Source organism: Streptomyces sp. Je 1-79 (assembly GCF_025195125.1).
Classification (GTDB): domain Bacteria; phylum Actinomycetota; class Actinomycetes; order Streptomycetales; family Streptomycetaceae; genus Streptomyces.
This window is the reverse complement of sequence record NZ_JAMGSL010000003.1, coordinates 291,630-318,336: the sequence shown is the minus strand read 5'-3', so window position 1 is coordinate 318,336 and position 26,707 is coordinate 291,630. Positions and strand designations below refer to the sequence as shown.

Genomic DNA, 26,707 nt, shown 5'->3' with positions numbered 1-26,707 from the left:
GTTATCCGGGGGGGCCCCGCCCCCGGCTGCACGCCGTGCCGGGACTCCCCATGTCCGGTGGAACCGGGGCTACTTCACCCCGACCGCCCGGATGATCTCCTGCTTGACCGCGCCACCGCGGTCGTCGGACGCGCCCGCCCGGAAGGAGATGTACCGCGCGGTGTGCGGCACCCGCAGCTCACCCGTCCATGACGTTCCGTGCCACGACTTCCTGAGAGCGACCTTCTGCCAGGTCCCGCCGTCGTCGTACGAGACCTCCAGCGCGCCTCCGCCGATCGTGCCGGTGCCGGCGGCGCCCTTCACGTACTCCGCCGAGATCCCGACGGGCAGCCGGCTCCCGCCGCGCACATCGCCCTTGAGGTCGGTGTCGACGTCGAAGCCGAGGTTGATCAGCGGGAGGAAGGTCGCACGGTCGGAGGGGGTCTCCTTGGAGCGGAAGGTCCACTCGGCGTGGCCCTTGGTCGAAAGACGCCAGCGCGCCGGGTCCAGCGTGGTGTCGGTGACGACCTTGTAGGTCGCCTCCTCCGCCGGGGAGTCCCAGGCGTAGGCGCCGGAGCTCATCCTGCGGTCGACCCGGGTGCCGTTGACGTACACCTCGGTGAACTGGGTCATCGAGTCGTCGTTCCACACGTTGCCGAAGCCTGTGTGGTCAGGGCCGGAGTCGCCCCAGCCGGGGGTGTTGAACTGGAGGTTGTTCCCGGTGCGCTGCTGGCCCCAGCCGAGCCCGGTGCCGAGCCACGCGTGCCAGACCGGCTTGAACCACTCGCGGTGCGTCGTGCTGTCCCCCCGGTAGGAGAGGATCCCGCCGCGCTGTTCGAGGGAGTCCCCGAGGTCGACCGACTCGTGCCAGCCCTGACCGCGGCCCGTGGAGACGTACTCCGTGCGCTCGGCCGGGAAGGCGATGTGCTCCTTGAACCCGAAGCCGACCGGGAAGGTGTCGGTGATCGAGTAGCGGAACTCGCCGCCGGACTCCTTCCTGCCCGTGGGCATGTGGAACGTGGAGCGCACGGTGGCCAGTTCGTCCTCGTCGGGCCGGAAGACCAGGTCGGACGGGATGGCGCCCGGGTGTCCCTCGGAGAGGTCGTAGACGAACGGGGTGTGGCGCGTGCCGGTCACGTCGACCGTCTTCTTCCGCGCGGCGGTGTGGGCGAGCCGGGCTCCGTCGGCCGCGTTGACGGTCGCGACGGCCAGCGGCCGGTCCTCGTACGCGTCCGTGCCGAACCAGGTGTTCAGCCGGCCGGGAGCGTCGTCGGTGACGAACAGGAAGGCGGCGCCCGCGTCCTGGGCGGTCTGCGCGACCTCGACGGGCGTCAGCGCGCCGGCCCGGACCAGGACGGCCTTGCCCTTCACGTTCCTGCCCGCGTACTCGGCGGCCGTGCCGGTGCCGACGTCGACGAGACCGAGCCGGGACGTCCCCTCGGGCAGGGTCGTGCCCGGCTGGATGACGGCGTCGGAGAGGCGGACGCCGCCGGCGGACGCCGCCAGGAGCGGCTTGCCGAGGCGCCACACGGTCCGGTACTCGAAGGTGCCGTCGGCGGGCTTGCGAGTGGGGGCGGCGAAGATCGAGTCGTACCTGATCGGGAGCTGGACGGCGCCTCCGTAGGAGGCACCGTTCGCGTCCCGGTCGAACTCCATCAGGAGCTGGCGGGTCTCGGTCCGCTTCTCGACCTCGGCCCGGATCTCCTTGAGCTTCCGGCCGTCGAGGGTGATCTCGCGGTCGCGGTCGACGACGATCTCCGGGTCGGTGAGGAAGCCGAGGCCGAGGGAGTCCCTGCCCTTGGAGCCCCGGACGTCGAGGAAGGACGAGACGGTGTACGTGCCGGGCTGCAGGCGCAGTTCGAGCGTGCCGGACTCGCCCACGGCGGCCGGGAACGGGTCGTCACCCTCGGCGAGGCGCTTGACGCCGAGGTTGGCCGGGGTCGGGGCGCCGTCACGGTCCTTGACGTGGACGGTGAGGGTGTAGCGCTCCTCCTCCTTCACCAGGCCGAGCGCGGTGTGCGCGACGGGCGCTCCGGCGGCCGAGGCGACGATCCGGCCGGAGGCGGCGCCCACCGGGGCCTTGGTTCCGTCGCCGGTGACCGTGGTCTCGGCGGTGCCGTGGGCCGGGACGGTGAGGGTGGTGTCGGCGAGGGTGGCAACGCCCGCCGGATGGCCCTCGACGGCGAGGTCCAACTCGACGGCGGTGTCCGAGTGGTTGGAGTAGGTGACGGTCCGCGTGACCGGCTTGTTCTCCTCGTACGGCCACGCGAAGAAGCCGAGGTCGGCGGAGCCGGTCGCGGTGACGTCCGCGGAGATCGCGGCGGCCACGTCGACCCGGCCGGCGCCGAGCGCGTAGGCGGAGTCGGTGAGCGTCTTCGACGAGGACATCAGGCCGTTCTTGAGCTGCGCGCCGGTCCAGTCGGGGTGCTTCTCGGCGAGCAGCGCGGCGACGCCGGCGACGTGCGGCGTCGCCATCGACGTACCGCTCATGGCGGTGTAGAGGCCGGTGCCGGTGGCCAGCTGGGAGCGGGCGGCGAGGATGCCGACGCCGGGCGCGGAGAGGTCGGGCTTGAGGGCCTGGTCGCCGTAGCGGGGTCCCTGGCTGGTGAAGTACGCGGCCTGGTCGGCGGAGTCGACGGCGCCGATGGTGAGCGCGGAGTCGGCGGCGCCGGGAGAGCCGATGGAGCCGGGGGCGCCGCTGTTGCCGGCGGCGATGACGAAGAGCGCGCCGGTCTCGGCGCTCAGGGTGTTGACCGCCTGCGCCATCGGGTCGGTGCCGTCGCTGCCCTCGCGCGAACCCAGGCTCATCGAGACGATCTTCGCGTCGATGTCCTTGGCGGCCCACTCCATGCCGGCGATGATCTGCGACTCGGTGCCGGAGCCCTCGTCGCTGAGGACCTTGCCGACCGCGAGGGTCGCGCCGGGGGCGACGCCCTTCTCCTTGCCGTCCGAACCGGCCCCGCTGCCGCCGACGGTGGAGGCGACGTGGGTGCCGTGGCCGTCGCGGTCGGCGACCTCCTGGCCCTCGATGAAGGACCTGGACTCGGCGACCCGGCCGGCGAGGTCGGGGTGGCCGAGGTCGGCGCCGGTGTCGAGGACGGCGACCTTCACGCCCTTGCCGGTGAGCCCGGCCTCCCACGCCTTGGGGGTGCCTATCTGGGCGTTGGACTCGGCCATGGCGGCCTCGACCTTGCCGTCGAGCCAGACCTTCCCGCCCGTGGAGCGGGTGGTGGGCGAGGTGAACGACCGCCAGAACGCGGCCGGGTCGGTCGCCTCCACCGCGGCGCCGCCGATGCTCGGCAGGGCCCGGACGGTCTCGGTGCCACGCGGTGCGGCGGCGCGCGCGCCCTTGCCGTACGTGACGATCAGCGGCAGTTCGTCGGTGACGCCCTGCTCGATGAGGCCGCTCACGTCGAACAGGCGGCGGTCGAGGGTGCCGGCGTCCAGGTAGGGGCGGGCCTCGTCGGGGACGACGGTGACCCGGCCGTCGGAGATCTCGCTGCGTACGGCTCCGGTGGCGCCCTCGGCCCGGTCGACGGTGACGGTCTTTCTGCCGCCGCCCAGTTCGGTGACGGTGACCTTGTCGCCCGTGATGAGCGTGACGGTGGCGCTCCGGGCGGCGGCGCCCTTGAAGGTGGCGGGTACGGCGGGGGTGGTGGCGCCGCCGGCAGCGGCGGTCTGCCCTGCCGTGAGCAGCACCAGGGAGATGCCGGCGGCGAGCAGCCCGGCCGCCCTTCCTCCCGCGGAAGGTCTGGTCATCGACGCACTCCTCGACACCCGGGGGACGGGGTGGTTCCGGGCGTCGGCAGGAGTCTGGTCCGGGCGGCGGTCGTTGAGTACAGAACGGCCTGGCGGCTATGTGCCGTGGCGGCCAACCGCCAGCTCAGGCCGTCGGGTCGAGTGCGTCGTACCGGCGGAAACCCCGCCCGTACAGGGCAAGCAGCCCGATCGCGAGCACACAGGCGATACCGCCGCCGGTGACGGCGACGGCCGGCGAGGTCAGGTCGGCGACCGACCCGGCGAGGAAGTCGCCGAGCCGCGGCCCGCCCGCGACGACGACGATGAAGACGCCCTGGAGCCGGCCGCGCATCTCGTCCGGGGCCGCGACCTGCATCATCGTGTTGCGGAAGATCATGGAGACGGTGTCGGAGTAGCCGGCGAGGGCGAGCAGGAGAAGCCCGAGCCAGAGCTCGCGGGTGAGCCCGAAGACGGCGATCGCGGTGCCCCAGCAGGCGACGGCGAGCAGGATCGCCTGTCCGTGGTGGCGGATGCGGCCCTGCCAGCCGCTGAGGACTCCGCCGAGGAGCGCCCCGGCGGCGGGCGCGGCGGCGAGGAGTCCGGTGGTGGTGGCGTCGCCGTCGTACCAGACGACGGCGACAACGGGGAACAGCGCGCGGGGGTGGGCGAGGATCATCGCGCAGAAGTCCGAGAAGAACGTCATGCGCAGGTTGGGCCGGGTGGCGAGGAAGCGGAGCCCGTCGAGGACGGAGGCCCTCTTGGCACCGGTCCGTTCGGGGCGCATCGAGGGCAGCCGCCACATCGCGTAGAGGGCGGCGGAGAAGGCGACGGCGTCGATGAAGTACGCGGTCTGGAAGCCGCCGAGGCCGACGAGGAGACCGCCGAGGCTCGGGCCGACGAGCGTGCCGAAGGTCGTCGTCATCGAGTTGAGCGCGTTCGCGGCGCGGAGCTGCTCGGGCGGCAGCAGGCGCGGGATCATCGACGTCCGGGCGGGCGAGTTGAGCGCGCCGCAGACGGATTGCAGGGCCACGATCGCGTACAGGAACCAGACCTGGTGGAATCCGGCGAACGCGGCCGTGGCGAGAGCGGCCGACAGCACGGCGGAGCCGGTGGCGCTGGCGAGCCCGAGCTTGCGGCGGTCGACGGTGTCGGCGATGGCGCCGCCGTAGAGGCCGAAGACGATCAGTGGGACCAGGGAGAACAGTCCGACGAGCCCGACGGAGAACGGCGAGCGGGTGATCTCGTAGACCTGGAGCGAGACCGCGAGCGCGGTCATGCCCTGGCCGACCCAGGAGACGGTGTTGCCGAACCAGAGGCGGCGGTAGTGCGCGGAGGTACGGAGCGGGGTCAGGTCGGCGAAGACACGGCGGCGGTCGGCCTGCTCGGCCTCTTCGGTGGCGCTCACGCGACGTCGTACCGGAGCTCGGGCCTGGCCCAGTGGATGTGGCCGGTGGGCTCGACGGTGCCGGTGCGGCGGGCTCCCGTCCGCAGGTAGAAGTCCTCGGCGGGGGGATGCGAGACGACGCGCACGGAGGCGAGCCCGGCGGCGCGGGCCTGGTCCGTCATGTGCTCCATCAGAAGCCGGCCTATGCCGCGCCCCTGGGCCTCGTCGGCGACGAAGGCGAGGTCGAGCTCGGCCTCGTCGAGGAGGAGGGCGTAGAAGCCGAGCACCCGGTCCTGCTCGTCGACGGCGACGAAGACGGGGTGGTGCTCGATGTAGGTCCCTCCGACGACGTAGCCGTCGACCATCGCGGCGTAGTCCCCGCGATAGGCGGCGGATTTCCGCACGAGCCGGCTGAGACGACGCGAGTCGTCGGCGGTGGCCCGCCGGAGGGTGAGGGAGGACATGGGGCGAGTATAGGGGCGAGGGGAGGGCGGGCTCCTTACCGCTTCGGTGCGGGCAAGCGGGCCCCTTACCGCTTCCGTGCGGCAAGCGAGCTCCTCACAGCTCCCGGGCGGGCACGCGGGCTCCTTACCGCTTCCGTACAGCTCCCGTGCGGGCCATCGCCATCGCCCCGACCCGCCCCGTCGGGGGCCGGCTGGAGGGTGTCTTGTGGATCACGGCGAGCCCGGCATGATCCACATGCCACCCCCTAGGGGTGTCCCTACTCGCAGGCGGCGAGGTCGTCCGGGTCGACGCTGTCGAGCCGGGCGGCCAGTTCGTTGAGCCGTTCCCGCATGCCGCGGATCTCCTCCAGCTCCATGCCGGTCGCGGCGGCGATCCGCTTCGGCACCCCGAGGGCCTTCTCCCGCAGCGCGGTGCCGGCCCCGGTCGGGCGGGCGGTCACGGACCGCTCGTCCTCCGGGCTGCGCCGGCGTTCGACGTAACCGGCCGCCTCCAGGCGCTTGAGCAGCGGGGACAGCGTCCCGGAGTCGAGGCGCAGATGCTCGCCGATCCGCTTGACCGGCAGCTCGCCGTGCTCCCAGAGCACCAGCATGACCAGGTACTGGGGATAGGTGAGCCCGAGCTCCTTGAGCGCGGCGCGGTAGACGCCGTTGAAGGCGCGGGTGGCGGCGTGCAGCGAGAAGCAGATCTGGTGGTCGAGCCGGAGGAAGTCCTCGTCCCGGGTCGTGTCGAGCGTCTCCATGCCCCCAGGGTACGGGCCACCCATCACGAGCCATTGAGTTGTGCACAACTGAATTGCGCGCTACTGTCTCAGGCAGACCCCGACCGAGCACGGAAAGAGGACCCATGAACGCGATCTACACCGCCGTCGCCACCGCCAACGGCCGCGAAGGCCGTGCCGTCAGCTCCGACGGCCACATCGACCTCCCCCTCGCCCACCCCCAGGCGCTCGGCGGGAACGGCCAGGGCACCAACCCGGAGCAGCTCTTCGCCGCCGGTTACGCGGCCTGCTTCGCCAGTGCGATGGGCCTCGTGGCGCGCCAGGAGAAGATCGACATCACGGACGCCTCGATCACCGCCGAGGTCTCCATCGGCAAGGACGAGACGGACGGCGGCTTCGGCCTCGCGGTCGTCATGCGCGCGGAGTTCCCCGACCACCTCCAGGGCGAGCCGGGCCGTGAGCTGCTGGAGAAGACCCACGCGTTCTGCCCGTACTCCAAGGCCACCCGCGGCAACATCCAGGTCGAACTCGTCGTCGAGTAGCCGTCGCGCGGTCACCGGACCGCCCCGGAGATCAGCCGTCCGGGCGACGGCGCGAAAATGCCCCCGGCGTGTCGTACGTCTCGTACGTCACGCCGGGGGCATTCTGGTCGCCACAGGTGGAAACGTTCCTGCCGCGCGACCTCGCGGTGGGGCGGGTGGGACTCGAACCCACGGCCGACGGATTATGAGTCCGCTGCTCTAACCGGCTGAGCTACCGCCCCTTTACGTGTGGCGCGTACATGTGTGCGCGCCGTCTGCCGCAGCATAGCCGCTCATACGATCTCCTGCTCCGGATGGTCGGGCTCTGCCGCGCGCTGCTCGACCATGAGGACCGCGCTGCGTGGCGCACGGTTCCCGGACATAAGAAAAAGGACCCCGAAGGGTCCTCTTCCGCTCGCTCCCCCGGCTGGACTCGAACCAGCAACCCTCCGGTTAACAGCCGAATGCTCTGCCAATTGAGCTACAGGGGATCGCGCTCCCCCGACTGGACTCGAACCAGTAACCTGCCGGTTAACAGCCGGCTGCTCTGCCAATTGAGCTACAGGGGATTGCTGCGTTGCACCGAACGGATCCACCTCGGGTGTTCCCGGGCGGCGCGCGCTCGCTGCGACACATACATTAGCGCAAGCAGGGGGGTGCTCCGCCAATCGGTATGGCGCGGGCGCTCGTGGGCACCAGTGAGACAACAAGGAAGCTCAAGGGAAGGTGGTGCCGCCGTGCGGTACAAGCTGACGTTCGTCGTGGGGCTGGCCCTCGGTTACGTCATCGGCACGCGCGCCGGGCGCGAGCGCTACGAACAGATGAAGAAGTCCGCCCGCGAGATCTCGCAGAACCCGGCGGTGCGCAACGCCGCCGAGTCCGCGGCGCAGACCGGACGGCAGTTCGCCGGCAAGGCGTACCACGCCGTGAGCGACAAGGTCGGCGACAAGCTGCCCGCGTCGGTCTCCGACCGGATCCACGCGCTGCGCCACCACAACGGTCAGGTGACCGAGGACGACTGGGGTGTGAGCAACACCTAGGCACCCCTGGCCGGGCAGGCCTTCCGGCACGGGGAGCGGCGGCCGGGCCGCCCGCCGTGCGTCGGACGCGTGCCCGAAAACGCGTCTCCTACCCCGCACGCGCTCCCCGTACTCCCCGGAGTGCGGCAGAATCTCCCCCATGGGGATAGTCGCCGGCTTGGACAGCTCTGCCGAGTTCACACGCATCGTCGTCTGCGACGCTGACACGGGTGCCGTACTGCGGCACGGGTACGCCCCGCACCCGGGTGAGCCGAAGGCCACGGACGTCGATCCGCAGGCGTGGCTGCTCTCGCTCGGCGAGGCCGCGGGCGGCGGGCTGCTCGAAGGGGTGCAGGCCATCGGCGTCTCGGCCCAGCAGCACGGCCTCGTACCGCTCGACCGGCAGGGCACCCTGGTGCGCCCCGCGATGGTCGGCAACGACAAGCGGGCGCAGGTGGCCGCCGCGGACCTGGTCGAGGCGTTCGGCGGACGGCAGGCCTGGGCCGAGGCCGTCGGCTCGGTACCGCAGGCCGGGCAGCCGGTCGCCAAGCTCCGCTGGCTGGCCCGCTCCGAGCCGGAGAACGCCCAGCGCGTGGCGATGCTCCTCCAGCCGCACGACTGGCTGGTCTGGCAGCTCCTCGGCCGGCCCGTGCGCCGCACCACCGACCGCGGCGCCGCCTCCGCCACCGGCTACTGGTCGGCCGGCGCGGGCGCCTACCGCCCTGACCTCGTCGAGCTGGCCCTCGGTCACCAGGCCGTGCTCCCCGAGGTGCTCGGCCCCGCCGACGCGGCCGGGACCACCCCCGAGGGGCTGCTGATCTCCGCCGGTACGGGCGAGACGATGGCCGCCGCGCTGGGGCTCGGCCTCGGGCACGGCGACGCGGTCGTCTCGCTCGGCGCCTCCGGCTCCGTGATGGCCGTGCACCACGAGGCGCTCGCCGACCCGCAGGGCCTGATCACCTCCTTCGCCGACGCGACCGGGATGCACCTGCCCGTCGTCCACACCTCCAACGCGGTGCGGGCGCTGCGCGGCACCGCCGAGATGCTCGGCGTGGAGAGCCTGGAGGACCTGTCGGCGCTGGCGCTGAAGTCGACGCCGGGCGCCTCCGGACTCGTCCTGCTCCCCTATCTGGAGGGTGAGCGCACCCCCCAGCTGCCGCACACCGCCGGCACGCTCAGCGGGCTGCGCCGCGAGTCGATGAAGCCCGAGCACCTCGCGCGGGCCGCGTTCGAGGGCATGCTCTGCGCGCTCACCGACGCCATGGACGTCCTGCGCGGCCGCGGCGTCGAGGTGCGCCGGGTCTTCCTGCTCGGCGCCGCGGCCGGGCTGCCCGCCGTCCAGGCGATCGCACCCGCGATCTTCGGGGCGCAGGTCGTCGTCCCGCAGCCCGCGGACTACGCGGCGCTGGGCGCCGCCCGGCAGGCCGCCTGGGCGCTCGGGGTCTCGCGCGGGACACTGTCCCCGGCCGCTCCGCCGGCCTGGCAGGGTGCCGCGGCGCAGATCATCGAGCCGGGCGAGGAGCTGCCGGTCGGTCAGGCGGTACGGCAGCAGTACGTGGCCACACGGGAGCAGACGCACCCGGGCGCGTTCGGGGCGTGACCGGAGCGGATTCGGCTGGTAGCGGAGTCCGTTCAAGACTCGACAAAACGCGGTCGTAACGTCCTGGGGGCGCGGGCGATAGTAGACCCCGTGCTCCTACGACTTCTCCGAACCCACCTTCGACCGTACAAGAAGCCCATCGGCCTGCTGGTCCTGCTGCAGTTCCTGCAGACCTGCGCGTCCCTCTATCTGCCCAGTCTGAACGCCGACATCATCGACAACGGTGTCGTCAACGGGGACACCGGCTACATCCTGCTGTTCGGCGGCGTGATGATCGCCGTCTCCGTGGTCCAGGTCGTCTGCAACGTCGGCGCCGTGTACTACGGGGCCCGGACCGCCTCGGCCCTCGGCCGTGACGTGCGCGCCGCCGTCTTCGAGCGGGTGCAGTCCTTCTCCGCCCGTGAGGTCGGACAGTTCGGCGCGCCGTCGCTGATCACCCGTACCACCAACGACGTCCAACAGGTCCAGATGCTGGTCCTGATGGCGTTCACGCTGATGGTCTCCGCGCCGATCATGTGCGTCGGCGGCATCGTCATGGCGCTCGGGCAGGACGTGCCGCTGTCGGCGGTGCTGCTCGCGGTCGTGCCCGTCCTCGGCGTCTCGGTCGCGCTGATCGTGAAGAGGATGCGCCCGCTGTTCCGGACCATGCAGGAGCGCCTCGACACGGTGAACCGGGTGCTGCGCGAGCAGATCACCGGCAACCGCGTCATCCGCGCCTTCGTGAAGGACGACTACGAGCGCGAGCGGTTCAAGGGCTCGAACACCGAGCTGACCGACGTCTCGATGGCGACCGGCCGCCTGATGGCGCTGATGTTCCCGACGGTGATGACGGTCGTGAACGTCTCCAGCGTCGCGGTGGTCTGGTTCGGAGCGCACCGCATCGACAGCGGAGGGATGGAGATCGGCGCGCTGACCGCCTTCCTCGCCTATCTGATGCAGATCGTGATGTCCGTGATGATGGCCACCTTCATGTTCATGATGGTGCCGCGGGCCGAGGTGTGCGCCGAGCGCATCGAGGAGGTGCTCTCCACCGAGAGCAGCGTCGTACCGCCGTCCGAGCCGGTGCGCGAGCTGGAGCGGCGCGGTCATCTGGAGGTCCGGAGCGCGGACTTCCGTTACCCGGGCGCCGAGGAGTCCGTCCTGAAGGACGTGGAGCTGGTGGCGCGGCCGGGCGAGACGACGGCGATCATCGGGTCGACGGGCAGCGGCAAGTCGACGCTGCTCGGCCTGGTGCCCCGGCTGTTCGACGTGACCGGCGGCGAGGTGCTCGTCGACGGGGTGGACGTACGGAAGCTGGAGCCCGGGCTGATGGCCCGGACGGTGGGGCTCGTCCCCCAGAAGCCGTACCTCTTCTCCGGCACGGTCGCGACGAACCTGCGGTACGGCAAGCCCGACGCGACCGACGAGGAGCTGTGGCACGCGCTGGAGGTCGCGCAGGCGGCCGACTTCGTGAAGGGGCTGGAGCACGGTCTCGACGCGCCGATCGCGCAGGGCGGCACGAACGTGTCCGGCGGGCAGCGGCAGCGGCTGGCGATCGCCCGGACGCTGGTGCAGCGGCCGGAGATCTACCTCTTCGACGACTCGTTCTCGGCGCTGGACTACAAGACGGACGCCCTGCTGCGCGACGCGCTCAAGGAGGAGACGGCGGAGTCGACCGTCGTGATCGTCGCCCAGCGGGTGTCGACCATCCGGGACGCCGACCGCATCGTGGTCCTCGACGAGGGCCGGGTGGTGGGCAGCGGCCGCCATCACGAGCTGATGGCGGGCAATGAGACGTACCGGGAGATCGTGCTCTCCCAGCTGACCGAGGCGGAGGCAGCCTGATGGCCGGTCCTGGCGGACGAATGATGGCCGGCGGCGGCCCCGACCAGCGGTCGATGGACTTCAAGGGCTCGGGCAAGCGGCTCCTGAAGCAGCTGACGCCCGAGCGGGGCGCGCTGTGGCTGATGCTGATCGCCGGTGTGCTCGGCGTGGCGGCCTCGGTGGTCGGTCCGAAGATCCTCGGCAAGGCGACCGACCTGATCTTCGCGGGGGTCGTCGGGCGGCAGATGCCCGACGGCACGACGAAGGCGCAGGCGATCGAGGGTCTGCGGGCCAAGGGCGACGACGGGATGGCCGACATGCTGTCCGGGGTGGGCTTCACCCCCGGGCAGGGCATCGACTTCCCGGCCGTCGGCGAGGTGCTGCTGTGGGTCCTGGCGATCTATGTGGCCGCCGGTCTCCTCATGCTGGTGTCGACCCGGATGTCGATCAAGGTGATCAACCGGACGGTCTACCGGATGCGGGAGGACGTGCAGGCGAAGCTGGCGCGGCTTCCGCTGTCGTACTTCGACAAGGCCAAGCGCGGTGAGGTGCTGAGCCGGGCGACCAACGACATCGACAACATCTCGCAGACCCTCCAGCAGTCGATGGGGCAGCTGATCAACTCGCTGCTCACCATCGTCGGTGTGCTGGGGATGATGTTCTGGATCTCGCCGCTCCTCGCGCTGGTCGCGCTGGTGACCGTGCCGGTGTCGGTGGTCGTGGCGACGAAGGTCGGCAAGCGGTCGCAGCCGCACTTCGTGCAGCAGTGGCGGTCCACGGGCACGCTCAACGCCCATGTGGAGGAGATGTACACCGGCCACGCGCTGGTGAAGGTCTTCGGGCGGCAGGACGAGTCGGCCGCGGACTTCCGCGAGCAGAACGAGGCGCTGTACGAGGCCGGCTTCAAGGCCCAGTTCAACAGCGGTGTCATGCAGCCGGTGATGGTCTTCCTCTCGAACATCAACTACGTGCTCGTCGCCGTGGTCGGCGGGCTTCGGGTGGCGAGCGGCACCCTGTCGATCGGTGACGTGCAGGCGTTCATCCAGTACTCCCGCCAGTTCTCGATGCCGCTGACGCAGGTGGCGTCGATGGCGAACCTGGTGCAGTCGGGCGTCGCCTCGGCCGAGCGGATCTTCGAGCTCCTCGACGCCGAGGAGCAGACCCCGGACTCCCCGGCGAGCGAGGTCGGGGCGCCCCCGGCCGAGGGCTGGGGGACTTCGGGGTCGTCGGGCAAGGTCGCCCTGGAGGAGGTGTCGTTCCGCTACGAGCCGGACAAGCCGCTCATCGAGAACCTGTCGCTGACGGTGGAGCCGGGCCAGACGGTCGCGATCGTGGGCCCGACCGGCGCCGGCAAGACGACGCTGGTGAACCTGCTGATGCGGTTCTACGAGGTGACCGGCGGCCGGATCTCCCTCGACGGGGTCGACGTGGCGAAGATGTCCCGGGAGGACCTCCGGTCGGGAATCGGCATGGTCCTCCAGGACACCTGGCTCTTCGGGGGCACGATCGCCGAGAACATCGCCTACGGAGCGAGCGGGACGGTCACCCGGGAGCAGATCGAGGAGGCGGCGCGGGCCGCGCACGCCGACCGGTTCATCCGGACCCTGCCCGACGGCTACGACACGGTCATCGACGACGACGGCACGGGTGTCAGCGCGGGCGAGAAGCAGCTGATCACCATCGCGCGGGCGTTCCTGTCCGACCCGGTGATCCTGGTCCTCGACGAGGCGACCAGCTCGGTCGACACCCGTACCGAGGTGCTGATCCAGAAGGCGATGGCGCGCCTGGCCGACGGGCGTACGTCGTTCGTGATCGCCCACCGGCTCTCCACCATCAGGGACGCGGACGTGATCCTGGTGATGGAGAACGGCTCGATCGTCGAACAGGGCACGCACGACGAACTGTTGGCCGCGGAGGGGGCCTACGCCAGGCTGTACGCGGCGCAGTTCGCGCAGGCGGTCGCCGAGGTCGACTGATCACCGGACCGACGAAGTGATCGACCGGCGAGTGACCCATGTCGCATGATGTGCGGCATGGGTCACATAGCGAAGGACGTCAACTCCTGGGTGCCGTCGGTCACTCTGCGCGTGGCGACGCCGAAGGGCCTCGACCTGTCGGCGCTGCTGCTCGGCGCGGACGGCCGGGTCCGCGGCGACGCCGACATGGTCTTCGTCGGGCAGCCGCACCATCCGTCGGGGACGGTGCGGAACGGGTCGGCCGGACTTGAGGTCGATCTGTGCGGGGTCGAGGCCTCCGTCGAGCGGATCGTGATCGCCGGTTCGGTCGAGGACGGCTCTCTGGCGGATGTACCGGCCGCGTCGGTGAACGTCTCGGCGCCCGACGGCGCGTCGGTCGCCGGGCACCCGGTGCCGGGCGGCGCGCCGGACGAGACCGCCGTCGTCCTCGGGGAGTTCCACCGGGAGTCGGGCGGCTGGAAGTTCCGCGCGGTGGGGCAGGGGTACGCCTCCGGTCTCGCGGGGCTCGTCGGCGCGTACGGCGTCGAAGTGGCGGAGGAGGAGCCCCCCGCCGAGCCCGCCGCCCCGCTCTCCGGGCCGGTTCCGCTGACGGGTGTCGTCAAGGTGCCGGGGCCCCCGCCCGCCGAGGGAAGCCGCGAGGCCGAGGCCGTACCCGAATCCGTACCGGAATCCGTACCCGCATCCGCGTCCGCATCCGCATCCGCGCCCCACTCTCCCTTCCCGTCGGCCGATCGACCGTACGCCCTCGTCGAAGGCTGGGAGTTCGGGCCGGTCTTCGAGCCCTTCGTCGTCGAGGGCCACGGCGCGGACGTCATCACCACCGACACCCGCGTGCCGCCCGGCCCCGTCCTCGTCGAGCTCGCGCACCAGGGCGACGACTACGTCTCCCTCCAACCACTCGACAAGCGCAACAAGGACACCGGGGACTTTCTCTTCACCAACCAGCTGCCCGAGTTCCGGGGCAGCAGAGTCGTTGCGGCGCCTGAGAAGGGGCCACTGAGACTCCGGCTCTCCGCCCCGAACCGGTGGAACCTGCGCGTGCAACCCGTCGCCGCCGCCCGCCGACTGCGGGGAACGCTACGGGGGTACGGCCCCGAAGCCCTCCTCCACACCGGTGGGGCCGCCGATCTCCGCATGGAGTTCGAGGACGCGCCGACCGGTGACGGCGGCTACGCCAGTATCTGGTGTCACGAGGTCGCAGGCCTCACGGCGCTCTCGCCCGATCCGAGCCTGATCCTCAGCAAGACCGGGGCACGGCGCGAGACGGTCCCGCTCCCGCCCGGCCCGCTGGTGCTGCTCCTCACGGCCGGCAGCCGCTGGACGTTCACCTTGGACGAGCTGGACTGACTAGTCCAGGTATCCCCTGAGCTGGTCCGCGAAGGCGTGGTCCCGCAGCTTGTTGAGGGTCTTCGACTCGATCTGGCGGATGCGTTCGCGCGTCACGCCGAAGAGCCGGCCGATCTCCTCCAGGGTGCGGGGCCTGCCGTCGTCCAGGCCGTAGCGGAGCTGGACCACCTTGCGTTCGCGTTCGCCGAGGGTGGAGAGGACGGCCTCCAGGTGCTCGCGCAGCAGCAGGAACGCCGCGGACTCCACGGGGCTGGTGGCGTCGCCGTCCTCGATGAGGTCGCCGAGGGCGACGTCGTCCTCCTCGCCGACGGGGGCGTGCAGGGAGACCGGTTCCTGGGCGAGGCGGAGCACTTCGCCGACCCGCTCGGGGGCCAGGTCGAGCTGGGCGCCGACCTCTTCCGGGGTGGGTTCGTAGCCGCGTTCCTGGAGCATGCGGCGCTGGACCCGGATCACCCGGTTGATGAGCTCGACGACGTGGACGGGGACGCGGATGGTCCGGGCCTGGTCGGCCAGGGCCCGGGACATCGCCTGGCGGATCCACCAGGTCGCGTACGTAGAGAACTTGTAGCCGCGCGCGTAGTCGAACTTCTCCACGGCGCGGATCAGGCCCAGGTTCCCCTCCTGGACCAGGTCGAGCATGGTCAGTCCGCGCCCGACGTACCGCTTGGCGACGGAGACGACGAGCCGCAGGTTGGCCTCGATGAGCCGGCGTTTGGCCATCCGGCCCAGGACGACGAGCCGGTCCAGGTCGAGGGCCAGCTGGGAGTCCAGGTCGGGGGTGCCCGCGAGCTTCGCCTCGGCGAAGAGCCCGGCCTCTACACGGCGGGCGAGTTCGACCTCCTCGGCGGCGGTGAGCAGCGGGATGCGGCCTATCTCGCGCAGGTACTGGCGGAAGAGGTCGGAGGAGGGTCCGTTGCCGCCGGAGTCGACGCGACGCGGAACCGGCTCCGGTTCGGGCGTGTCGTCCACGAACTCGGCGGGCTCGGGCGGATCGGATGCCTCGGCCGGCTCCGCGGAGGCCGGTGCCTCCGGGTGGTGGGCGGCCGGGCGTTGCCCGGGCACGACATCCGACGGGGACAGGGTCTGGGTCTGCACGGGGGCGACCTCCAGGGTGATCGCTGCCGGTGCTCCGGGGGCTCAGGCACCGTTGCCCAGTGTGGGGTACGACACATCACCGCCACGAGGGTCGTGCGGTGACTTTTTGAGTTCGCCGGGTGACCGAACGTCAGAGCGCGGCGGCGCCGTTGGTGCGCAGGGACTGCGCGTACTGGGTGAGGACCCACAGTTCGTTCTGTACGGCGGCCAGCTGGGCCGGGTCGCCGTTGGCTCCGAGGCGGGCGAGGGAGCCCTGGATGTCGCGGAGGCGGCGGTCGACGGCGCGCAGACGGACCGAGACGAGCTGGGCGCCCGCGTAGACCTCGTCGACGACCTTGGCGAAGATCGCCTCGACGGCGAGTTCGGTGACGAGCGCGCGGACCGTGTCGTTCGGGGCGGCCTCGCGGACGGCGGAGAGGTAGTCGGCGGGGGCTCCGGTGGCGCCGCCCGCGTCCTGGACGCACTGGCGGACGGCCGCGTAGGGCGGGGCCGTGAACTCGTCCGCGCCGTACGCGTCGAAGGCCGGGGAGACCAGCTCGGGGCGCTGGAGGGCCAGCTTGAGCAGTTCGCGCTCGGTGCGGTGCGCGGGGCTGCGCAGGTTGAGCGCGGGACCGCCGGTCGCGGCGGGGGCCTGGATCTCGTACTCCCCCGATGCCCTTCGGGCGCCCCCGTGCTGCGGGGCCGCCGGGGCGCCTCGGCCGCCCCGGTCGCGCTGCCAGCGGGCGATCTGGGCGACGCGCCTGACCACGAACGGGGTGTCGAGGATGCCGAGCATGCCGGCGAGCTGGACGGCGACCTCGTGCTGGGAGGCGACGTTCTTGATCCGGGCGACGATCGGGGCGGCCTCGTCGAGCGCGGCGGCCCGGCCGGCCGGGGTCTCCAGGTCGTAGCGCTTCACGATCTGGCGGAGCGCGAACTCGAAGAGCGGGGTGCGCGGCTCCACCAGTTCGGCGACGGCCTGGTCGCCCTTGGCGAGCCGCAGGTCGCAGGGGTCCATCCCGTCGGGGGCGATCGCGATGTACGTCTCGGCGGCGAACTTCTGGTCGTCCTCGAAGGCGCGCAGGGCGGCCTTCTGGCCGGCGGCGTCGCCGTCGAAGGTGAAGATGACGCGGGCCGAGCCGTTGTCCATCAGGAGCCGGCGGAGGATCTTGATGTGGTCGCCGCCGAAGGAGGTGCCGCAGGTGGCGATGGCGGTGGTGACCCCCGCCAGGTGGCAGGCCATGACGTCGGTGTAGCCCTCGACGACGACGGCTCGGCTGACCTTGGCGATGTCCTTCTTCGCCAGGTCGATGCCGTAGAGCACCTGCGACTTCTTGTAGATCGGGGTCTCGGGCGTGTTGAGGTACTTGGGCCCGTTGTCGTCGTCGCGGAGCTTGCGCGCGCCGAAGCCGACGACGTCGCCGCCGACGTCACGGATGGGCCACATCAGCCGGCCCCGGAAGCGGTCGATGGGGCCGCGGCGGCCGTCCTGGGAGAGCCCGGAGAGGATCAGCTCCTTGTCGGAGAAGCCCTTGCCGCGCAGGAAGCGGGTGAGGTGGTCCCAGCCGGCCGGGGAGTAGCCGACGCCGAAGTGGGTGGCGGCGGCCTGGTCGAAGCCGCGCTCGGCGAGGAACTTGCGGCCGATCTCGGCCTCGGCCGAGCCGAGTTGGTCGATGTAGAACTGGGCGGCGACCTTGTGCGCCTCGACCAGACGGATGCGCTCGCCGCGCTGGTGGCCCGGGTTGTAGCCGCCCTCTTCGTACCGCAGCGTGATGCCGGCCTTGGCGGCGAGGCGCTCGACCGTCTCCGAGAAGGAGAGGTGGTCGATCTTCATCACGAAGGCGATCGTGTCGCCGCCCTCCTGGCAGCCGAAGCAGTGGAACAGGCCCTTGCTCGGGCTGACCTGGAAGGAGGGGGACTTCTCGTCGTGGAAGGGGCACAGCCCCTTGAGGTTGCCGCCGCCGGCGTTGCGGAGCTGGAGGTACTCGGACACGACGGCGTCGATCGGGACCGCGTCCCGTACCGCCTTCACGTCGTCATCGTTGATCCTGCCTGCCACGCATGAATTCTACGGGCGGGCGGGCGGGTCCTCCCCCAGGAGGACGCCGCCGGCTGCGCCGACCTCATCGGATCAGGCTCTCCAGGGGGACGGACGGGTCCGCGAGGGCGTCGGTGTCCACGGGGGACTGGGCGCGGATGAGCTGCTGGATCGGCTCTGTGACGTCCCACACATTCACGTTCATCCCGGCGAGCACCTTGCGCTCCTTCAGCCAGAAGGCGATGAACTGCCGCTTGCCGACGTCGCCGCGCAGCACGACCTGGTCGTAGGAGCCGGGCGGTGCCCAGCCCGAGTACTCCATGCCCAGGTCGTACTGGTCGGAGAAGAAGTACGGGACACGGTCGTACGAGACGTGCTGTCCGAGCATGGCGCGGGCGGCGGCCGGGCCGCCGTTGAGGGCGTTGGCCCAGTGCTCGACGCGCAGCCGGGTGTGCAGCAGCGGGTGGTGGGCGGCGGCGACGTCGCCGGCGGCGAAGATGTCCGGGTCGGAGGTGCGCAGCGACGCGTCGACGGCGATGCCGCCGCCGTGGGCGCGGTCGACCAGGTTGAGTCCCGCCGCCTCGGCGAGCGCGGTGCGCGGGGCGGCGCCGATCGCGGCGAGGACGGCGTGGGCGGGGTGCTCCTCGCCGTCGTCGGTGCGGACGGCGAGGACCATGCCGTCCTGGCCGACGATCTCGGTGAGCCGGGCGCCGAAGACGAAGCGGACGCCGTGCTCGGTGTGGAGATCGGCGAAGAGCTGGCCGAGTTCGGGGCCGAGGACGTGGTGCAGCGGGGTCGGCTCGGACTCGACGACGGTGACCTCGGCGCCGTAGCCGCGGGCCGCGGAGGCGACCTCGAGGCCGATCCAGCCGCCGCCCGCGATCACCAGGTGGCCGTTGTCCCGACCGAGGGAGGCCAGCACCTGGCGCAGCCGGTCGGCGTGGGCGAGCCGGCGCAGATGGTGGACGCCGGCGAGTTCGGTGCCGGGGAGGTCGAGGCGGCGCGGCTCGGCTCCGGTGGCGAGCAGGAGCCGGTCGTAGCGGATGACGGTGCCGTCGCCGAGGCGCACGGTGCGGGCCTCGCGGTCGACGGCGGTCACGGGCTGCCCGAGGTGGAGCTCGACCTCGGCGCGGGCGTACCAGGCGGGCTCGTGGACGAAGACCGTCTCCCGCGCCTCCTTGCCGGTCAGATAGCCCTTGGAGAGGGGTGGGCGTTCGTAGGGGTGGTCGCGCTCGTCGCCGATGAGGATCACGCGGCCGGTGAACCCTTCGGAGCGGAGCGTCTCCGCCGCCTTGGCCCCGGCCAGTCCCCCGCCGACGATGACGAAGGTCTGATCTGCGTCGACCACTTGATGCCTCCTCGTTGCGACCGCTTCTACGCTACGCCTCCGGGCGTTCGGCGAGCCGTACCGCCTCGGGCCCTGCGCCGAGCGTCCCGCACGGAGCGTGATGACGAAAGAGGGCGGGGTCCCCGCGCGCGCCTCAGGCGCGGCGCCGGCGGAGGTGGGCGTGGAGGGTGCGGGCGGAGGCGTCGGTGAGGGAGGCGATCTGGTCGATGATCACCCGCTTGCGTGAGCGGTCGTCGTCCGCCGCGTCGAACAGGGCGCGGAACTGCGGGTCGAGGCTCTCGGGGGCGCGGGCGGTGAGCTCCTCGGCGAGTTCGGCGAGGACGATGCGCTGGTCCGCGCGGAGCGCCTCCTGCTCGGCGCGCTGCATCACGTACCGGTCGGCGACGGCCTTGAGAACGGCGCATTCGTTGCGGGTCTCGCGGGGGACGACGAGCTCCGCCGCGTAGCGGGTGAGGCGGCCGGTGCCGAAGGCCTGGCGGGTGGCGCCCTCGGCGGCGAGGCAGAAGCGGCCGATCAGCTGGCTGGTGGCGTCCTTGAGGCGGGCCTGGGCGACGGCCGATCCGTCGTAGCCGTGCGGCCACCAGTCCTGGTCGACGAGCCGGTCGAGTGCTTCGGCGAGCTCCTGCGGATCGGTGTCGTCCGGGACGTAGCGGCCGATGGCGACGGCCCAGATGTCGGCGCGCTCGGGCTCGGCGAAGAGCATGTTCGGGTCGATGTGGCCCGCGTGCAGGCCGTCCTCGAAGTCGTGCACGGAGTAGGCCACGTCGTCGGACCAGTCCATGACCTGGGCCTCGAAGCACTTGCGGCGCGCGGGGGCGCCCTCGCGGGCCCAGGTGAAGACGGGGAGGTCGTCCTCGTACACGCCGAACTTGGGCGAGTCGGGGTTCTGGGGGTGCCCGCCGCGCGGCCACGGGTACTTGGTGGCGGCGTCGAGGGTGGCGCGGGTGAGGTTGAGGCCGACGCTGACGGGGCGGCCGGTGGCGGGGTCGGCGATGAACCGCTTCGGCTCGATCCGGGTGAGCAGCCGGAGGGACTGGGCGTTGCCCTCGAAGCCGCCGCAGTCCTTGGCGAAGTCGTTGAGCGCGACCTCTCCGTTGTGCCCGAAGGGCGGGTGGCCCATGTCGTGGGCGAGGCAGGCGGCCTCGACGAGATCGGGGTCGCAGCCGAGCGCGGCGCCGAGTTCGCGTCCGACCTGGGCGCACTCCAGGGAGTGGGTGAGCCGGGTGCGGGGGCTGGCGTCCCAGGCGTGGCTGAGGGAGCCGGGGGTGACGACCTGGGTCTTGCCGGCGAGTCTGCGCAGGGCGCTGGAGTGCAGCACCCGTGCCCGGTCCCGCTGGAAGGCGGTCCGCCCCGGCCGCTTGTCCGGCTCGGCGGCCCAGCGCTCGGTGGAGGGGTCGTCGTAGCCGGGGGTGTCCGTGATGCCTGGGGTGTCCGTGAAGCCTTCCATGCACCGAAGGTAACCGGAGGGACGGACAGTGCGTGCCAGGGCGGGCCTCGGGGCGTGGGCGGGCGCCTACCCCCGGAGGGACGGACAGTGCGTGCCAGGGCGGGCCTCGGGGCGTGGGCGGGCGCCTACGCGGTGGTGAGTTGGCGACGGGGGCTCGCGGGGGCGGTGAGGGACCGGTCGTAGCGGTGGAGGACCAGCCGGGCGAGGGCGGGGTGGTCGCCGAGCGGGGCGGCGGCTATCCAGGGGGCGTGGGCGGCGGCGCGGCCGGCGAAGAGGCCGGGGGCGGTGAAGCAGGAGGCGACGGCGGCCCGGTGGCGGCCGCGTGCGGCGAGGAGGCGCAGCGCTTCGGGGACGGTGGGCGTGGCGGCGGAGGCGTAGGCGGGGACGACGGGGACGCCGCCGAGCCGCTCGCCCAGTGCGGCGGCGATGCGGCGGACGGCGTCGAGGGCCTCGGGGTCGCGGGATCCGGCCGCCGCGAGGACGACGCCGGTGGAGCGCGAGGCGCTGTCCTCGGAGGTCCAGCCGGCTTCGGCGAGGCGGTCGGCGAGCGCCTCGACGAGCAGCGGGTGCGGGCCGAGCGGCGCGGCGATCCGGACCCGGCCGTCGGGCACGGCGGCGGCGGCGCCGGGCAGGTCGTGCTTGACGTGGTAGCCGGGTCCGAAGAGCAGCGGGACGAGGACGGCGTCCTGCTCCCCCGCCGCCAGGTCGTCGAGGACGTCGGTGAGGAGCGGCGCGTTCAGCTCGATGTGCGCGAGGCGCACGTCGAGTCCGGGGCGGAGCTCACGGACCCGTTCGACCAGCTGGGAGAGGGCGGCCCGGGCGCGCGGGTCGCGGCTGCCGTGGCCCACGGCGACGAGGGTGGGGCCGCCGTGCCGGGCGGCCCGGGGCGGCCTCGGGGCGCCGTCCCCGCGGGCCGCGCCGTAGGCGTGTCCCCAGGGGTGGACGGTGCTCAGCTGGTCGCCGAGCTGCGTGGTGATCGTGCCGAGCAGCTCGGCGGTGCTGTCGAACGTGCTGTACGGCTCCGTCATGCCCCGATCCTGCCGGTGTCGCGTTGCCGTCCCGTTGCGCGGGCGTCACGAGTGTTTTCCGTGGGCTCACGCGCCGGGGGGCGTCGCTGTCAGGCGCGGCGTCAGGCGTCGAGCCAGACCCGCAGGGGGCCGGTCTCCTCGAAGCCCACGGAGAGCGCGGGCGGCAGGTCGTCGCCCGCCTCGTAGCCGACGACGGCGCGGCCGTCCCGTACGAGGGTCAGGGAGCCGGCCCAGGCCTCGGCCGGGTCGGTGCCGTCGGCGGCGAAGAGGTTGGAGACGCCGGTCACCCGGCCGCTCTCGCTGAGCACCGCTCCTCCGACGATCCGGCCGTCCGCCCCGTAGCCCGCCACGACGGTCGTCTCCGGGTCGGCGAGGAGTTCGGCGCGGAAGAGCGCGGCCTCGTCCGCGTCCCCGCCGCTCCAGGCGGTCGCCCAGTCGGCGAGTTCGGCCGGGGTGCGGACGGCCCGCCAGCGCGCCTCAGCCGCCGCCGGCAGCGGGAGTCCGGCGGGCCGGTGGATCCAGCGCGCCTCGAAGAGGAGGGAGAAGCCCTCGGCGGACAGGTCGAGCCGGGCGAAGGAGTCCTTGACCGAGGCGCCGGGGGCGCTGCGGTCGATGCCGTCGAGGACGTCCCGTACCGAGGCGTCGGCGGTCAGCGTCACGGCGTCCGGGTAGTACAGCGGCGTGCGGCGCGCGTTGGTCCAGGCGCGCGGGCCGAAGGTCCCGGGGCGGCCGTGGGCGCGGCACATCGCCTCGCACCAGCGGGCGTTGTTCGGTACGGCCTCGGTGATCATCTGCGGATCGTACGGCTTTCCCCCTCTCCCCTTCATTCTTTTATCTGGCGGAATATCTTTTCCACCATGCGAAGAACTCCGATCGCCTTGCCCGGGCTCTCCCGGCGCGTCGCCGCCGAACTCGTGGGCACCGCCGCCCTCGTCACCGTCATCGTCGGCTCCGGCATCCGCGCCGAGGCCCTCAGCCCGGACGTGGGCGTGAGCCTGCTGGCCAACTCGCTCGCCTCCGCGATCGGCCTCGGCATCCTCATCGCTCTCCTCGGCCCCCTCTCCGGCGGCCACTTCAACCCCGCCGTCACCCTCTGCGAGTGGTGGGCCCGCCGGGGCGAGGAGAACGCCCCCGGCGTCCGCGAGGCCGCCGCCTACTGCGCCGCCCAGCTCGTCGGCGCGGTCGCGGGCGCCCTGCTCGCCGAGACGATGTTCGGGCGGGCACCCGGCACCTGGTCCACCCAGGTCCGCTCGGACCCCCATCTCCTGATCGGCGAGACGGTCGCCACCGCCGGGCTCGTCCTGCTCGTCCTGGGGCTGCGCCGCATCGGCCGCCCCGCGCTCGCGCCGGTCGCGGTGGCCGCCTACATCGCGGCGGCGATCTGGTTCACCTCCTCGGGCTCCTTCGCCAACCCGGCGGCGACCGTCGGCCGCGCCCTCTCCGACTCCTTCACCGGGATAGCCCCCGGCTCCCTGCCCGGATTCGTGGCGGCGCAGCTCCTCGGCACCGTGCTCGGCATCGCGCTCGCCGCCCTTCTGTACGGCGGCGGCGAACCGAACGGCCCCGATTCGCGTCGGACAGGGTGACGGGACAGGCAAGATCCACGGAGGTTCGTCCATGCGACGCGTACGCGTACCCGCCCGGCTGAAGCGGGTCACGCTGCCGGCGCGCCCGAGCACCCTGCTCCCCCGCACCCGGCGGGCCCGCCGCCGTACCGTCCAGGCCGTCATGCTGGGCACCGTCCTCGCCCTCGCGCCCGCCACCTGGACACACGCCGTCGCCGACGGCCGGCTCCGGACCACCGCCGACGTACCCGCCCGGGACGTCGCCGTCGTCTTCGGCGCCGGACTCTGGAAGGGGCGGCCGACGCCGTACCTCGCGCACCGGCTCGACACCGCCGCCGAGCTGTACCGCGCGGGCAAGGTCAAGGTCGTCCTCGTCACCGGGGACAACAGCCGCGTCGAGTACGACGAGCCCGACGCGATGCGCGCGTACCTCACCGAGCGCGGGGTGCCCGACGGCCGGATCGTCAGCGACTACGCGGGCTTCGACACCTGGGACAGCTGCGTCCGCGCGAAGAAGATCTTCGGGGTCGACCGGGCCGTCCTCGTCACCCAGGACTTCCACATCAAACGGGCCGTCGCCCTCTGCGCCGCGGCCGGAATCGACTCCTACGGGGTCAAGGTCGTCGAGCCCCACGACTCCGTCTTCTACTACGGCGGCGTCCGGGAGCTCGTCGCGGCGGGCAAGGCGGCGATGGACGCGGCACTGCGGCCGGATCCGCACTTCCTCGGGGAGCGCGAGGAGGGTGTGACGGAGGCGCTCGCCTCGGCGGGCTGACCTCACCCCCCGGGCGGTGCGCGGCGGAGCCCGACGTACCGGAGGCGTAATGCGGCGCGCCGCCTCCCGTAACACGCACGACGCACGCTCATCCCATGTCCGAGGCTGTCACCACCCCCACGCACTGCCCCTACTGCGCCCTCCAGTGCGGCATGAACCTGCGCCCGGCGGACGGCTCGGTGGAGGTGGTCGACCGCCCCGACTTCCCCGTCAACCGGGGCGCGTTGTGCGGCAAGGGCCGCACCGCCCCGGCCGTACTCTCCTCCCGGGTCAGGCTGACCGGGCCCCTGGTCCGATGCCCTGACACAGGCGCCCTGAAGTCGGCCACCTGGGAGGAGGCACTCGCCGCCGTCGCCGAGGGGCTTCGCCGGACCCGCGCCGACCACGGACCCGATGCCGTGGGGGTCTTCGGCGGCGGCGGCCTCACCAACGAGAAGGCGTACACCCTGGGCAAGTTCGCCCGGGTCGTGCTCGCCACCTCGCAGATCGACTACAACGGACGCTTCTGCATGTCGTCCGCGGCCGCCGCCCACCAGCGGGCGTTCGGACTCGACCGGGGGCTCCCCTTCCCGATGGAGGACATCCCGCGCACCGGCTGCGTGATCCTCGTCGGCTCCAACCTGGCCGAGACCATGCCTCCCGCGCTGCGCTACCTCACCGAGCTGAAGGCGAACGGCGGGAAGCTGATCGTCATCGACCCGCGCCGCACCCGCACCGCCGAACAGGCCGACCTCCATCTCGCGCCGCGCCCCGGCACCGACCTCGCGCTCGCCCTCGGCCTGCTGCACCTGGTCGTCTCCGAGGGCCGGGTGGACGAGGAGTTCGTCCGGGACCGCACGGAGGGATGGGAGGCGGCCAGGGCCGGGGCGATGGCGCACTGGCCGGAGCTGGTCGAGCGGATCACCGGCGTGCCGGTGCCGCAGCTCCGCGACGCCATGCGGATGTTCTGCGACGCGGAGACCGGGATGGTGCTCACCGCCCGCGGCCCGGAGCAGCAGTCGAAGGGCACGGACACGGTCGGCGCGTGGATCAACCTCTGCCTCGCGACCGGCCGCGCGGGCCGCCCGCTGAGCGGGTACGGGTGCCTCACCGGGCAGGGCAACGGCCAGGGCGGGCGTGAGCACGGCCAGAAGGCCGACCAGCTGCCCGGCTACCGCAAGCTGGACGACCCGGCGGCACGGGCGCACGTGGCCGGCGTGTGGGGGGTGGACCCCGCATCGCTGCCGGGACCCGGCCGCAGCGCGTACGAACTCCTGGACGCGCTGGGCGGTGACGTGAAGTCGCTGCTCCTCATGGGCTCCAACCCCGTCGTCTCGGCACCGCGCGCCGCCCACATCGAGGGCCGGCTGCGCTCGCTCGACTTCCTGGCGGTCGCGGACGTCGTCCTGTCGGAGACGGCGGAGCTGGCGGACGTGGTCCTGCCGGTCACCCAGTGGGCGGAGGAGACGGGGACCACGACCAACCTGGAGGGCCGGGTGCTGCTGCGGCAGCGGGCGATCACCCCGCCGGACGGGATCCGCACCGACCTGGAGGTCCTGCACGGCCTCGCGCGGCTGCTCGGGCACGAGAAGGGGTTCCCGACGGACCCGGAGGAGGTCTTCGACGAACTCCGGCGCGCGTCGGCGGGCGGCCCCGCGGACTACTCCGGCATCAGCTACCGCCGCATCCGCGAGGAGAACGGCGTCTTCTGGCCCTGCCCGGAGCCCGCCGACGGCGCTGCCCACCCGGGAACCCCCCGGCTCTTCCTCGACCGGTTCGCGACACCCGACGGGCGGGCCCGCTTCGTGCCGGTCGTGCACCGGGCGGCCGCCGAGGAGACCGACGCCGACTATCCGGTCGTGCTGACCACCGGCCGGGTCGTCGCGCAGTACCAGTCCGGGGCGCAGACACGGCGGGTCGCCGAGCTGAACGCCGCCGCGCCCGGCGCGTTCGTGGAGCTGCATCCGCGGCTCGCCGAGCGGATCGGGGTCGGCGAGGGCGAGCGGGTCGCCGTCGTGTCACGGCGCGGGCGGGCGGTCGCGCCCGCGCGGATCACCACGGCCATCCGGCCGGACACGGTCTTCATGCCGTTCCACTGGGCGGGCGAGGGGCGGGCCAACACCCTCACCAACCCCGCGCTCGACCCCGTCTCCCGGATGCCCGAGTTCAAGACGTGCGCGGTGCGGGTCGAGCCCGCCAGTCCCCGCCCCTGATGAGCGGTCCGTACGGGGCGCCGGGCGCCGCGAAGTAGACCCAGGCCCGGACGGCCGCGCCGTCCCGGACCCGTACGACCTCGCGCTCCGCCCGCTCGTACCCGGCGGGGAGCTCCACCCGGTCGAGTACGGCGAGGAGTCCGTCGTACTCCCCGGGCGCCGCGGTCACCAGGTCGCCCGCGACCAGGCCCTCGCCCGGCACGGCGTAGGGGTAGCCGGGTCCGTCGTACAGCAGCGCGCCCGGGAGCCGGGCGGGTTCCTCCCGGGCCGTGCGGCCCAGGAGGAACCGGTCGTGGTTGTACTCCCCCGGCCGGAGCGTGCCGTAGACGAAGAACGGCAGCCCGGTCATTCCGCGGGCACCGGGGCCGTCTCGGCCTCGACCCACTCCAGGTACGCGGCCGAGGCCCGGACCACGGCGGTGGCGACGATCTCCGGCGTGTCGTAGTCGTGCGCGGCGAGGAGGTGGGCCTGAAGCTCCTCGTACCGCGCCTCGGTGGTCTTGAAGAGGATCCGCCACTCCTCCTCGGTCTCGATCGCGTTCCGCCAGTGGTAGACGGAGGTGATCGGCCCGGAGACCTGCGCGCAGGCGGCGAGTCGGGCCTCGACCGCCCCGCGTGCGAGCTCCTGTGCCTTGGCGGCGCTGTCGGTGGTGGTGGTCACGGTCCATGCGAGAGTCACCCCCTCACCGTA

The 26,707-nt window shown here is 72.5% G+C and carries 20 protein-coding genes, 3 tRNA genes and 1 pseudogene; 9 read left to right on the top strand and 15 right to left on the bottom strand.

The window, feature by feature from the left end; translation table 11 throughout:
- Positions 1 to 69: 69 nt before the first annotated feature.
- The 4 genes from M5362_RS06805 to M5362_RS06790 all read right to left on the bottom strand — a co-directional run bounded on the left by M5362_RS06805 (position 70) and on the right by M5362_RS06790 (position 6,305).
- Positions 70 to 3,738 carry a S8 family serine peptidase gene (locus tag M5362_RS06805; protein WP_260226416.1) on the bottom strand — a complete coding sequence of 1,223 codons (3,669 nt, stop codon included), beginning with the start codon at positions 3,736 to 3,738 and terminating at the stop codon, positions 70 to 72.
- A gap of 124 nt (positions 3,739 to 3,862) precedes the next feature.
- Entirely contained in the window at positions 3,863 to 5,122 is a 1,260-nt protein-coding gene (locus tag M5362_RS06800; protein ID WP_260226415.1) for an MFS transporter, read from the bottom strand.
- Positions 5,119 to 5,565, bottom strand: a complete 447-nt coding sequence (locus M5362_RS06795) for a GNAT family N-acetyltransferase (protein ID WP_260226414.1) — start codon at positions 5,563 to 5,565, stop codon at positions 5,119 to 5,121. The genes M5362_RS06800 and M5362_RS06795 overlap by 4 nt, the downstream gene beginning before the upstream one ends.
- 257 nt (positions 5,566 to 5,822) lie before the next feature.
- Positions 5,823 to 6,305, bottom strand: coding sequence for a MarR family winged helix-turn-helix transcriptional regulator (locus tag M5362_RS06790; RefSeq protein ID WP_260226413.1), 483 nt, complete (start codon positions 6,303 to 6,305; stop codon positions 5,823 to 5,825).
- A 104-nt stretch (positions 6,306 to 6,409) separates the two neighbouring features.
- Between M5362_RS06790 and M5362_RS06785 the strand changes: the two genes are divergently transcribed.
- On the top strand, positions 6,410 to 6,826 hold the full coding sequence (locus tag M5362_RS06785; RefSeq protein ID WP_260226412.1) for an organic hydroperoxide resistance protein: 417 nt from the start codon (positions 6,410 to 6,412) through the stop codon (positions 6,824 to 6,826).
- 147 nt (positions 6,827 to 6,973) lie between these two features.
- On the opposite strand, the gene M5362_RS06780 is transcribed toward M5362_RS06785, so the two are convergent.
- The 3 genes from M5362_RS06780 to M5362_RS06770 all read right to left on the bottom strand — a co-directional run bounded on the left by M5362_RS06780 (position 6,974) and on the right by M5362_RS06770 (position 7,374).
- A tRNA-Ile gene (locus tag M5362_RS06780) sits at positions 6,974 to 7,047 on the bottom strand.
- Positions 7,048 to 7,223: 176 nt separating this feature from the next.
- Positions 7,224 to 7,296: transfer RNA gene (locus M5362_RS06775), tRNA-Asn, on the bottom strand.
- Between the two features lie 5 nt (positions 7,297 to 7,301).
- Positions 7,302 to 7,374, bottom strand: a tRNA-Asn gene (locus tag M5362_RS06770).
- Between the two features lie 168 nt (positions 7,375 to 7,542).
- On the opposite strand from M5362_RS06770, the gene M5362_RS06765 reads away from it, so the two are divergent.
- The 5 genes from M5362_RS06765 (at position 7,543) to M5362_RS06745 (ending at position 14,550) form a co-directional block, all read left to right on the top strand.
- Positions 7,543 to 7,845: a YtxH domain-containing protein gene (locus M5362_RS06765; protein ID WP_260226411.1), complete on the top strand. Its 303-nt coding sequence runs from the start codon at positions 7,543 to 7,545 to the stop codon at positions 7,843 to 7,845.
- A gap of 139 nt (positions 7,846 to 7,984) precedes the next feature.
- A complete protein-coding gene (locus M5362_RS06760; protein ID WP_260226410.1) occupies positions 7,985 to 9,424 on the top strand; it encodes an FGGY family carbohydrate kinase in 1,440 nt (479 codons plus the stop codon).
- A 90-nt stretch (positions 9,425 to 9,514) separates the two neighbouring features.
- Positions 9,515 to 11,248: an ABC transporter ATP-binding protein gene (locus tag M5362_RS06755; RefSeq protein WP_260226409.1), complete on the top strand. Its 1,734-nt coding sequence runs from the start codon at positions 9,515 to 9,517 to the stop codon at positions 11,246 to 11,248.
- Entirely contained in the window at positions 11,248 to 13,203 is a 1,956-nt protein-coding gene (locus tag M5362_RS06750; protein WP_260226408.1) for an ABC transporter ATP-binding protein, read from the top strand. Before M5362_RS06755 ends, M5362_RS06750 begins: the two co-directional genes overlap by 1 nt.
- Before the next feature lie 57 nt (positions 13,204 to 13,260).
- The gene (locus M5362_RS06745) at positions 13,261 to 14,550 is read left to right on the top strand and encodes a TerD family protein (protein WP_260226407.1); all 1,290 of its coding nucleotides are present in this window, start codon (positions 13,261 to 13,263) and stop codon (positions 14,548 to 14,550) included.
- On the opposite strand, the pseudogene M5362_RS06740 reads toward M5362_RS06745, so the two are convergent.
- The 6 genes and pseudogenes from M5362_RS06740 to M5362_RS06715 all read right to left on the bottom strand — a co-directional run.
- A pseudogene (locus tag M5362_RS06740) lies at positions 14,551 to 15,684 on the bottom strand (RNA polymerase sigma factor); the annotation flags it as partial.
- Positions 15,685 to 15,775: 91 nt separating this feature from the next.
- Entirely contained in the window at positions 15,776 to 17,683 is a 1,908-nt protein-coding gene (dnaG, locus tag M5362_RS06735) for a DNA primase (RefSeq protein WP_260226406.1), read from the bottom strand.
- Positions 17,684 to 17,747: 64 nt separating this feature from the next.
- Entirely contained in the window at positions 17,748 to 19,010 is a 1,263-nt protein-coding gene (locus M5362_RS06730) for an FAD-dependent oxidoreductase (RefSeq protein WP_260226405.1), read from the bottom strand.
- Positions 19,011 to 19,143: 133 nt separating this feature from the next.
- Positions 19,144 to 20,457 carry a deoxyguanosinetriphosphate triphosphohydrolase gene (locus M5362_RS06725; protein WP_260226404.1) on the bottom strand — a complete coding sequence of 438 codons (1,314 nt, stop codon included), beginning with the start codon at positions 20,455 to 20,457 and terminating at the stop codon, positions 19,144 to 19,146.
- 125 nt (positions 20,458 to 20,582) lie between these two features.
- Positions 20,583 to 21,485 (bottom strand): sirohydrochlorin chelatase, encoded by a 903-nt coding sequence (locus M5362_RS06720; RefSeq protein WP_260226403.1) that lies wholly within the window; start codon positions 21,483 to 21,485, stop codon positions 20,583 to 20,585.
- 101 nt (positions 21,486 to 21,586) lie between these two features.
- Complete coding sequence (locus M5362_RS06715) at positions 21,587 to 22,276, bottom strand: hypothetical protein (protein ID WP_260226402.1); 690 nt, start codon at positions 22,274 to 22,276, stop codon at positions 21,587 to 21,589.
- A 66-nt stretch (positions 22,277 to 22,342) separates the two neighbouring features.
- On the opposite strand from M5362_RS06715, the gene M5362_RS06710 reads away from it, so the two are divergent.
- The 3 genes from M5362_RS06710 to M5362_RS06700 all read left to right on the top strand — a co-directional run bounded on the left by M5362_RS06710 (position 22,343) and on the right by M5362_RS06700 (position 26,017).
- Entirely contained in the window at positions 22,343 to 23,071 is a 729-nt protein-coding gene (locus tag M5362_RS06710) for an aquaporin (protein ID WP_260226401.1), read from the top strand.
- Between the two features lie 31 nt (positions 23,072 to 23,102).
- On the top strand, positions 23,103 to 23,825 hold the full coding sequence (locus M5362_RS06705; RefSeq protein ID WP_260226400.1) for a vancomycin high temperature exclusion protein: 723 nt from the start codon (positions 23,103 to 23,105) through the stop codon (positions 23,823 to 23,825).
- Positions 23,826 to 23,920: 95 nt separating this feature from the next.
- The gene (locus M5362_RS06700) at positions 23,921 to 26,017 is read left to right on the top strand and encodes a molybdopterin oxidoreductase family protein (RefSeq protein ID WP_260226399.1); all 2,097 of its coding nucleotides are present in this window, start codon (positions 23,921 to 23,923) and stop codon (positions 26,015 to 26,017) included.
- Here the strand turns inward: M5362_RS06700 and M5362_RS06695 are convergent.
- Both M5362_RS06695 and cutA read right to left on the bottom strand, forming a co-directional pair.
- The gene (locus tag M5362_RS06695) at positions 25,971 to 26,366 is read right to left on the bottom strand and encodes a gamma-glutamylcyclotransferase family protein (protein ID WP_260226398.1); all 396 of its coding nucleotides are present in this window, start codon (positions 26,364 to 26,366) and stop codon (positions 25,971 to 25,973) included. The genes M5362_RS06700 and M5362_RS06695 overlap by 47 nt on opposite strands.
- Positions 26,363 to 26,695, bottom strand: a complete 333-nt coding sequence (gene cutA, locus M5362_RS06690) for a divalent-cation tolerance protein CutA (RefSeq protein ID WP_260226397.1) — start codon at positions 26,693 to 26,695, stop codon at positions 26,363 to 26,365. Before cutA ends, M5362_RS06695 begins: the two co-directional genes overlap by 4 nt.
- Between the last annotated feature and the right edge of the window lie 12 nt (positions 26,696 to 26,707).